Raw genomic sequence first — 7,102 nt, 5'->3', positions numbered from 1 at the left:
CTTATCCACCCTTGTATCTGTCCACGGACTCTGGCTAGCTACCAGGGTCCACCGGGAGCCGCGGTAAATAGTATCCACCCTGAGGGCTGTGACCCTGATTCGTAGATGTCACCCGGCTCCCTCACTATCGACACTCTGAATGGTATCCGAGCCCCTGGTAGAAGGCCAGTGAGGCTGTATGTACAAGGCGAGATGACGATATGACGGTACAGATTGGCATTGATGTCAGTAAGCATAAGCTCGATGTCTGCTGGTTACGTGATCCGCAGGCACTGAAGGTGAAGACCCGGGTATTCAAGAACGACAGACCCGCGTTCAAGGAGCTGCTCCAGTGGCTGCAAAAGCAGACCGGGCAGTCGCCAGAGTCCATTGAGGTCATGATGGAAGCGACCGGGGTTTATCACGAAGCGCTGGCCTACGCGTTGTACAACGCTGGCGTACAGGTCTACGTAGCCAACCCTCACAGGGTCCATGAGTTTGGTAAGAGCCTGGGAACCCGCTCCAAAACGGATAAACGCGACAGCATCGTGTTAGCCCGTTTTCTGGGCACCCGTGCGCACCAGCGGTGGCAACCTGAGCCGGAGGAGGTTCGCCAGCTCAGAGCGTTGTTGGCCCGACTACAAGCGCTCGACACCGACATACAGCGGGAACGGAACCGCCAGGAGAAGGCCGAGATCCAGAATGCTTCGAACACGGTGAAGGAGTCGATTCGCACCGTCACAGAGGCATTGGAGACCGAGCGGCGACGCTTGCAGCAGCAAGTGGATGACCACTTTGATGATCATCCGGGGCTCAAGAAAGACCGTGAGCTGCTGCAGACCATTCCGGGGATCGGCAAAGTGCTCTCATCAGAGCTGACGGCCACTCTGCGCAGCCGAGAGTTCGGCCACGCCAGCGAACCGGCGGCCTTCATCGGGTTGGTGCCGGTCATGGCCATCTCAGGCTCGTCTGTGCGCAAGCGCCCGGTAATGAGCAAGGCGGGATCGGGGCGACTGCGGGCAAAGTTATACCTGGGAGCGGTGGTCGCTATTCAGCATAATGCTCTGATCAAGGCGCACTATGAGCGCCTGGTGTCCCGAGGCAAAGCAAAAATGAGTGCTCTGGGCGCGGCCATGAGAAAACTGGTTCAGATGGCTTATGGCGTGCTTAAGCACCAGCAAGGCTACGATCCTCAATGGGCTGGTTAACTACAACCCATTGAGGTACGTGGGGACAGATGGTATCTACGAATAGCAAGGCAGTTCGCGTAGGGCGGATAAGCGCGAAGCGCGCATCCGCCGTCACCCAAGGCCAACTGCCGAGGTGCACGTAGGGCGGATCGGTCCGACGCCTCGGAGGGCGAAGCCCGCATCCGCCGTTCACACAATATCCGAATTTACCGTAGACCGAAGATTACAAATATCTACCAGGAATTAAACAGGAGACCCCCAGTGGGAAAACAGATTCTACTACTCCCGGGCGACGGCATTGGCCCGGAAATCGTGGCCGAAGCCAAAAAAGTACTGGATGTGGTCAACGACCAGTTCCAGCTCGGCCTGAGCTTTGAAGAAGACCTGATGGGCGGTTGCTCCATCGACAAACACGGTGTACCTCTGGCCGACGAAGCCCTGGAAAAAGCCCGCCAGTCCGATGCGATTCTGCTCGGCGCTGTGGGTGGCCCGAAATGGGACAAGCTGGATCGGGCCATCCGGCCGGAAAAAGGCCTGTTGAAAATCCGCTCTTCCCTGGAGCTATACGCCAACCTGCGCCCGGCCATGCTCTACCCGCAACTGGTGGAAGCCTCCAGCCTCAAGCCGGAAGTGGTGTCCGGGCTGGATATCCTGATCGTCCGCGAGCTCACCGGTGGCATCTACTTTGGGGAGCCCCGAGGCATCCGCACCCTGGAGAATGGCGAACGGGAAGGGTTCAATACCTACAAATACAGCGAAAGCGAAATCGAGCGCATTGGTCGTACCGCGTTCGAAATGGCGCGCAAGCGGAACAAGAAAGTCTGCTCGGTAGACAAAGCCAATGTGTTGGAAGCCACCATGCTCTGGCGCGAAGTCATGGACCGCCTGGCGCCGGAGTACCCGGACGTGGAACTGTCTCATATGTACGTGGACAACGCCGCCATGCAACTGGTGCGCGCACCCAAGCAATTTGACGTGATCGTCACCGGCAACATGTTCGGCGACATCCTCTCCGACGCCGCCGCCATGCTCACCGGCTCCATCGGCATGCTGCCCTCCGCGTCCCTGGATAAAAATGGCTGCGGCATGTACGAGCCCTGCCACGGCTCGGCCCCGGATATTGCCGGCCAGGGCATCGCCAACCCGCTGGCGACCATACTGTCCGCCGCGATGATGTTGCGCTATTCTCTGTCTATGACCGATGCTGCTGACGCCATTGAGGCGGCCGTGGGCAAAGTGCTGGACCAGGGGTTGCGCACCGCGGATATCGTTACCGAGGGCAGTCGCAAGGTGTCCACGGCGGAAATGGGCGATGCGGTGGTTGCGGCGCTTAATTCGTAGGGTATCCTCCACCTCAGACCGGACTACCATAAGACCACAAACATTCAAGGCAACAACAGAATTCACTCACTGAGAAAGAGAGAACTATTATGAAAGTAGGTTTTATCGGATGGCGCGGCATGGTCGGCTCCGTATTGATGGAGCGCATGCAGGCAGAGAACGACTTTGCGGACATCGAGCCGGTGTTCTTCTCCACCTCCAACGCCGGTGGTAAAGCCCCCGCGGTGGTGGACGGCGTTCCGCCCCTGAAAGATGCCTTTGACCTGGACGCCCTCAAGGCCCTCGACGCCATTGTCACCTGTCAGGGCGGCGACTACACCACTGAAGTGTTCGGAAAACTGCGCGACAGCGGCTGGAAAGGCTACTGGATCGACGCCGCCTCCACCCTGCGTATGGCCGACGACGCCGCTCTGGTGCTGGACCCGGTCAACCTGGACGTCATCAAAGACAGCATCGCCAAAGGCGTGAAAAACTACGTCGGTGGCAACTGTACCGTCAGCCTCATGCTGATGGGCCTCGGTGGCCTGTTCCAGAACAACCTGGTCGAATGGGCCACCTCCATGACCTACCAGGCCGCCAGTGGTGCCGGCGCCCAGAACATGCGCGAACTGCTCAACCAGATGGGTGGCCTGCGCGACTCGGTCGCCAGTGAGCTGGAAGATCCCGCCTCGGCGATCCTGGATATCGACCGCAAAGTGGCCGCCGCCATGCGCAGCGACGACTTCCCGACCGACCAGTTCGGAGCGCCCCTGGCGGGGAGCCTGCTGCCGTTTATCGATAAGCAGCTGGACAACCGCCAGAGCAAGGAAGAGTGGAAAGGGCATGTAGAGACCAACAAGATTCTCGGTCGCAGCGACAACCCGGTGCCCATCGATGGGCTCTGTGTGCGCATCGGCTCCATGCGCTGCCACAGTCAGGCACTGACCATCAAACTGAACAAAGATGTGCCGCTGGATGAAATCGAGTCCATGCTGGCCGAGGCCAACCAGTGGGCCAAAGTGGTGCCGAACGAGCGTGAAGCCACCCTGCGTGACCTGACACCGACCGCGGTGACAGGTACCCTCACGGTGCCGGTGGGTCGCTTGCGCAAGATGAATATGGGTTCCCAGTACCTGTCCGCCTTCACGGTGGGCGACCAGCTTCTCTGGGGTGCTGCCGAGCCGCTGCGTCGCGTATTGCGCATTCTCAAAGAGGCCTGATTGTCCTCGGGTAAGACGAGCCCCGCCCGGTCTGACCGCGCGGGGCTTTTTTTTATGAAAGGGTGGGGCGGTCGATCTGGATCTCAGAAAAGTTCCCCGCCTCCGGCGTCAAAATCGTTATTTTTTGTGCGGCGGTGCAAATAATGTATAAAAACATGCCATAAAGCCCCCCAGTTGACGGGCTTAAGTGTTGATAAAAAGCTACTTATAATGAATACTTACAGCCATTAGTGAAGAATTATTCTAGGTTTTATAACTCCTGCTAAGCCAAAACAGGTTCACCGTGCCGTCAAAATCGACGGGAGAGTCGATGACTTCAGTCGGGCACATGGGGCCAGGGAGATAATAAAGGATCGTCCTATGCATCTGCTTCGTAAGCTGAGTTTTGTAATCGGATTGGCCGCCTTGCTGGTTGCTCAACCGGGATTTGCCCTGGGGCTTGGGGAGTCCGAGTTGAAGTCGGCGCTCAATCAGCCCTTCCAGGCGGACATCCAGTTGACCAACCTGAGAGGGTTGAGTCGCAACGAGATTATCGTCCGGCTGGCTTCCCAGGAAGATTTTGAGCGTGCCGGCCTTGAGCGCATGGCGTTCTACGGTCAGCTTGAGTTCGAATTGTTGCTGGACCATCCCGAAGGCCCAATTGTGCGGGTGACCACGCAACAGCCGGTGCGGGAGCCCTACATGAACTTCCTGGTGGAGGCGCGTTGGGCCAGTGGCCGTCTGCTGCGCGAATACACCTTCCTGCTGGATCTGCCCACCTTCGATGACGAGCGTCAGGCCCAGCCGGTGCAATCCGCCACGTCGGGCGTTACCCGGTCGGCCGCCGAACGCCAACCCGAAGCACGTCCGCAGCCGCGTCAGCGTGCTGAATCTGAAACCCGTCCCCAGGCGGGCTACGACGGCGATACCTATTCGGTCACGTCCAATGACACCCTGTGGGAGATTGCTCTGCGGGTTCGTCCGGGTCGCGACCTGTCAGTTCAGCAGACCATGCTGGCGATTCAGCGTAAAAATCCCGAAGCCTTCATCAATGGCAACATCAATCTTCTCCGCGAGGGTCAGGTTCTGCGCCTGCCCAACCGCGACGAAATTCGCAACCTGAACCCGCAGAATGCGGTACGCGAAGTGGCCGAGCACAATCGTGAGTGGTCGGGTGGCGCCCTGGGAGCCCAATTGGATGCCGGTCAGCGCGGCGCCAGCCAGCGCAGCGGTCCCAGCGATGTCAGCGGTCAGGTGCGCCTGGCGGCGCCGAGCCAGGGTAACTCCGGTGAGGCCGGGCAGGGCGGAGGTGCCAGCACGGATTCCGGCTCCGAGCTGCAGGCTGAGCTGTCAGCCGCCCAGGAAGAACTTGAAAAGAGCCGCCGTGAGAACCGGGAGCTGTCTTCTCGCGTGGAAGAGCTGGAAGCGCAGATCGATACCATGGAAAGCCTGATTGAGGCCAGCAACGAGCAGTTGCGGGCCCTTCAGACCAGCGCCCAACAAAACCGCGAAGCGGAGCAGGCGCAGGAAGAAGCCTCTGACGTGGCTGCGGCTGAGCCTTCTCCGGAAGCCGAGGCAGAGGCTGAGACTCCCGCCGCCGCGGCGGACACCTCTGAGGCCGCCGCGCCCGCACAGGAAGAGCCGGTGGACCGCAGCAAGCGGGTCGTGCGCTCCATTCCTCAGGAAAAAACCCTGATGGATCACGTGATGGACAACCTCCTGTGGATCGGTGCCGGTGTCCTGGTCATCCTGCTGGGTGTGTTGGCGCTGCTGCGTCGACGCCAGAGTGGTGAAACCCCGGTTGAACGAGACAGTGATGACGATTTTGAGCCGGCGTTTGACGAAGAGGGATTCGCGGAAGAGTTTGAGTCCGATGAATCGGGCAGTGACCACGACGGTATCGATCTGGCGCAGGAAGATGCCGAACCGGAGGAGCCGGACGCCTGGGATGAGCAGACCGATGATTCCGTTGAAGCCGAAACCGGTGATGTGGTTGGCGAGGCGGATATTTACATCGCCTACGGCAAACTGGATCAGGCGGAAGAGCTGCTACTCAAGGGGCTGGAAAAAGAGCCCGCTTCTCCGGCCATCCTGTCCAAGCTGCTGGAAGTCTATGCCGAAAATCGCGACGTAGAGGCGTTTGATCGCCACTATTCCACCCTGCTGGGTACCGATGATCGGTCGGCCATTCAGCGTGCCGGTGAACTGCGGGACACGATTCCCGGTGCCGGAGAATTTGATGTCAACGCACTGGATACCGGCGCCACTGCGCCTGTTGATGAGCAAGACGATTTCAGCTCGCTCGAACAGAGCGACAGCGATGATTTCGACTTCAATCTCGATCTGGACGAAGAGCCCAAGGCGTCGCAGAGTGACCAGAAGGCGGCGGATGACAATGAGTTGAGCCTGGACGATGACTTCAACTTCGACCTGGACGATGATCTGGACCTGGAGGAGGAAACCGTCGAGCCGGTCACCACCGAGTCGGATCTGGATGCCTCATCGAACCGCTATGACCTGTCCTTTGACGAGTCCGAACCAGCGGCAGCTGACGAGGAGTTCTCTCTGGACTTTGATCTGGACGATGAGGATGATCAGGTCACCCTGCAGTCGGAAAAAACCGCTGAAGCGGGGGATGGCGATCAGGATGATTTCCCCGAGCTGGATCTCAAGCTGGACGATGAAGTGGGCGAAAGCGATGCGCCCGTCACCGACAGCGTCAGCACCGATGATGACTGGAATTTTGAGCTGGATGAGACCTCCTCCGAAGGTGGTATCGAAGCTCTGGACGATGCGCTTTCCGATCTGGACGAGGAGCCTGCGGAGACCTCTTCCCTGACGCTGGAGCCGATGGATGGCGCGGATTCAGACAAGGGTTCTGAATCGGTCGCTGAAGACGACGACCTGTCACTGGATTTCCAGGATGACGCGGATGACGAGTTGACCGTACACGAATCCGGCCTGGATCGGGACGCGACCTCTGAGGATGAACAGGAGGCGGGTCAGGATGCGTTTGCGGACCTGGACGATGCATTGGCCGAAGACTGGTCTGATGCTCAGCGTGACCAGGAGCCCGGAGTTGAGGCGAAGCCCGCAGCGGATGACAGTGACGATTTTGACCTGGATGCCCTGGAAACCGGTGATCTGGATCTGTCCTCACTGGATGAAGAAATGAGCGATCTGGATGCCGACCTCGAAGGTGCGTCCGATTCAGAGCCTGAAAATACTCCCCAGGCGGACACCGCCGCTCAGACGCCAGAGCCGGCGTCGACCGATGTCGATGAAGATCAGGTGTTTGAAGAGGCGTTGTCTGGGCTGGCCTCCGATGATTCAGCGGCCACGGAGTCGGATTCTCAGGAGTCCGATGACGATATGGATGCGGAGCTGGATTTCCTCGCCGATACCGATGAGGCG

At 59.2% G+C, this 7,102-nt stretch carries 4 protein-coding genes; all 4 read left to right on the top strand.

Features of this window, described 5'->3' with window-relative positions; genetic code table 11:
- Nucleotides 1–200: 200 nt before the first annotated feature.
- A complete protein-coding gene (locus B3520_RS07495; protein ID WP_286806934.1) occupies nucleotides 201–1,187 on the top strand; it encodes an IS110 family transposase in 987 nt (328 codons plus the stop codon).
- 243 nt (nucleotides 1,188–1,430) lie between these two features.
- Complete coding sequence (leuB, locus tag B3520_RS07490) at nucleotides 1,431–2,510, top strand: 3-isopropylmalate dehydrogenase (protein WP_286806935.1); 1,080 nt, start codon at nucleotides 1,431–1,433, stop codon at nucleotides 2,508–2,510.
- An 89-nt stretch (nucleotides 2,511–2,599) separates the two neighbouring features.
- Nucleotides 2,600–3,709, top strand: a complete 1,110-nt coding sequence (gene asd, locus B3520_RS07485; RefSeq protein WP_123637536.1) for an aspartate-semialdehyde dehydrogenase — start codon at nucleotides 2,600–2,602, stop codon at nucleotides 3,707–3,709.
- 360 nt (nucleotides 3,710–4,069) lie between these two features.
- On the top strand, nucleotides 4,070–7,102 hold a 3,033-nt coding region (locus B3520_RS07480; protein WP_286875783.1), incomplete at its 3' end, for a FimV/HubP family polar landmark protein.

Origin of the sequence: Marinimicrobium sp. UBA4509, from assembly GCF_002388575.1 — a bacterium.
GTDB lineage: Bacteria > Pseudomonadota > Gammaproteobacteria > Pseudomonadales > Cellvibrionaceae > Marinimicrobium > Marinimicrobium koreense.
This window is presented reverse-complemented; position numbering and strand designations above follow the sequence as displayed.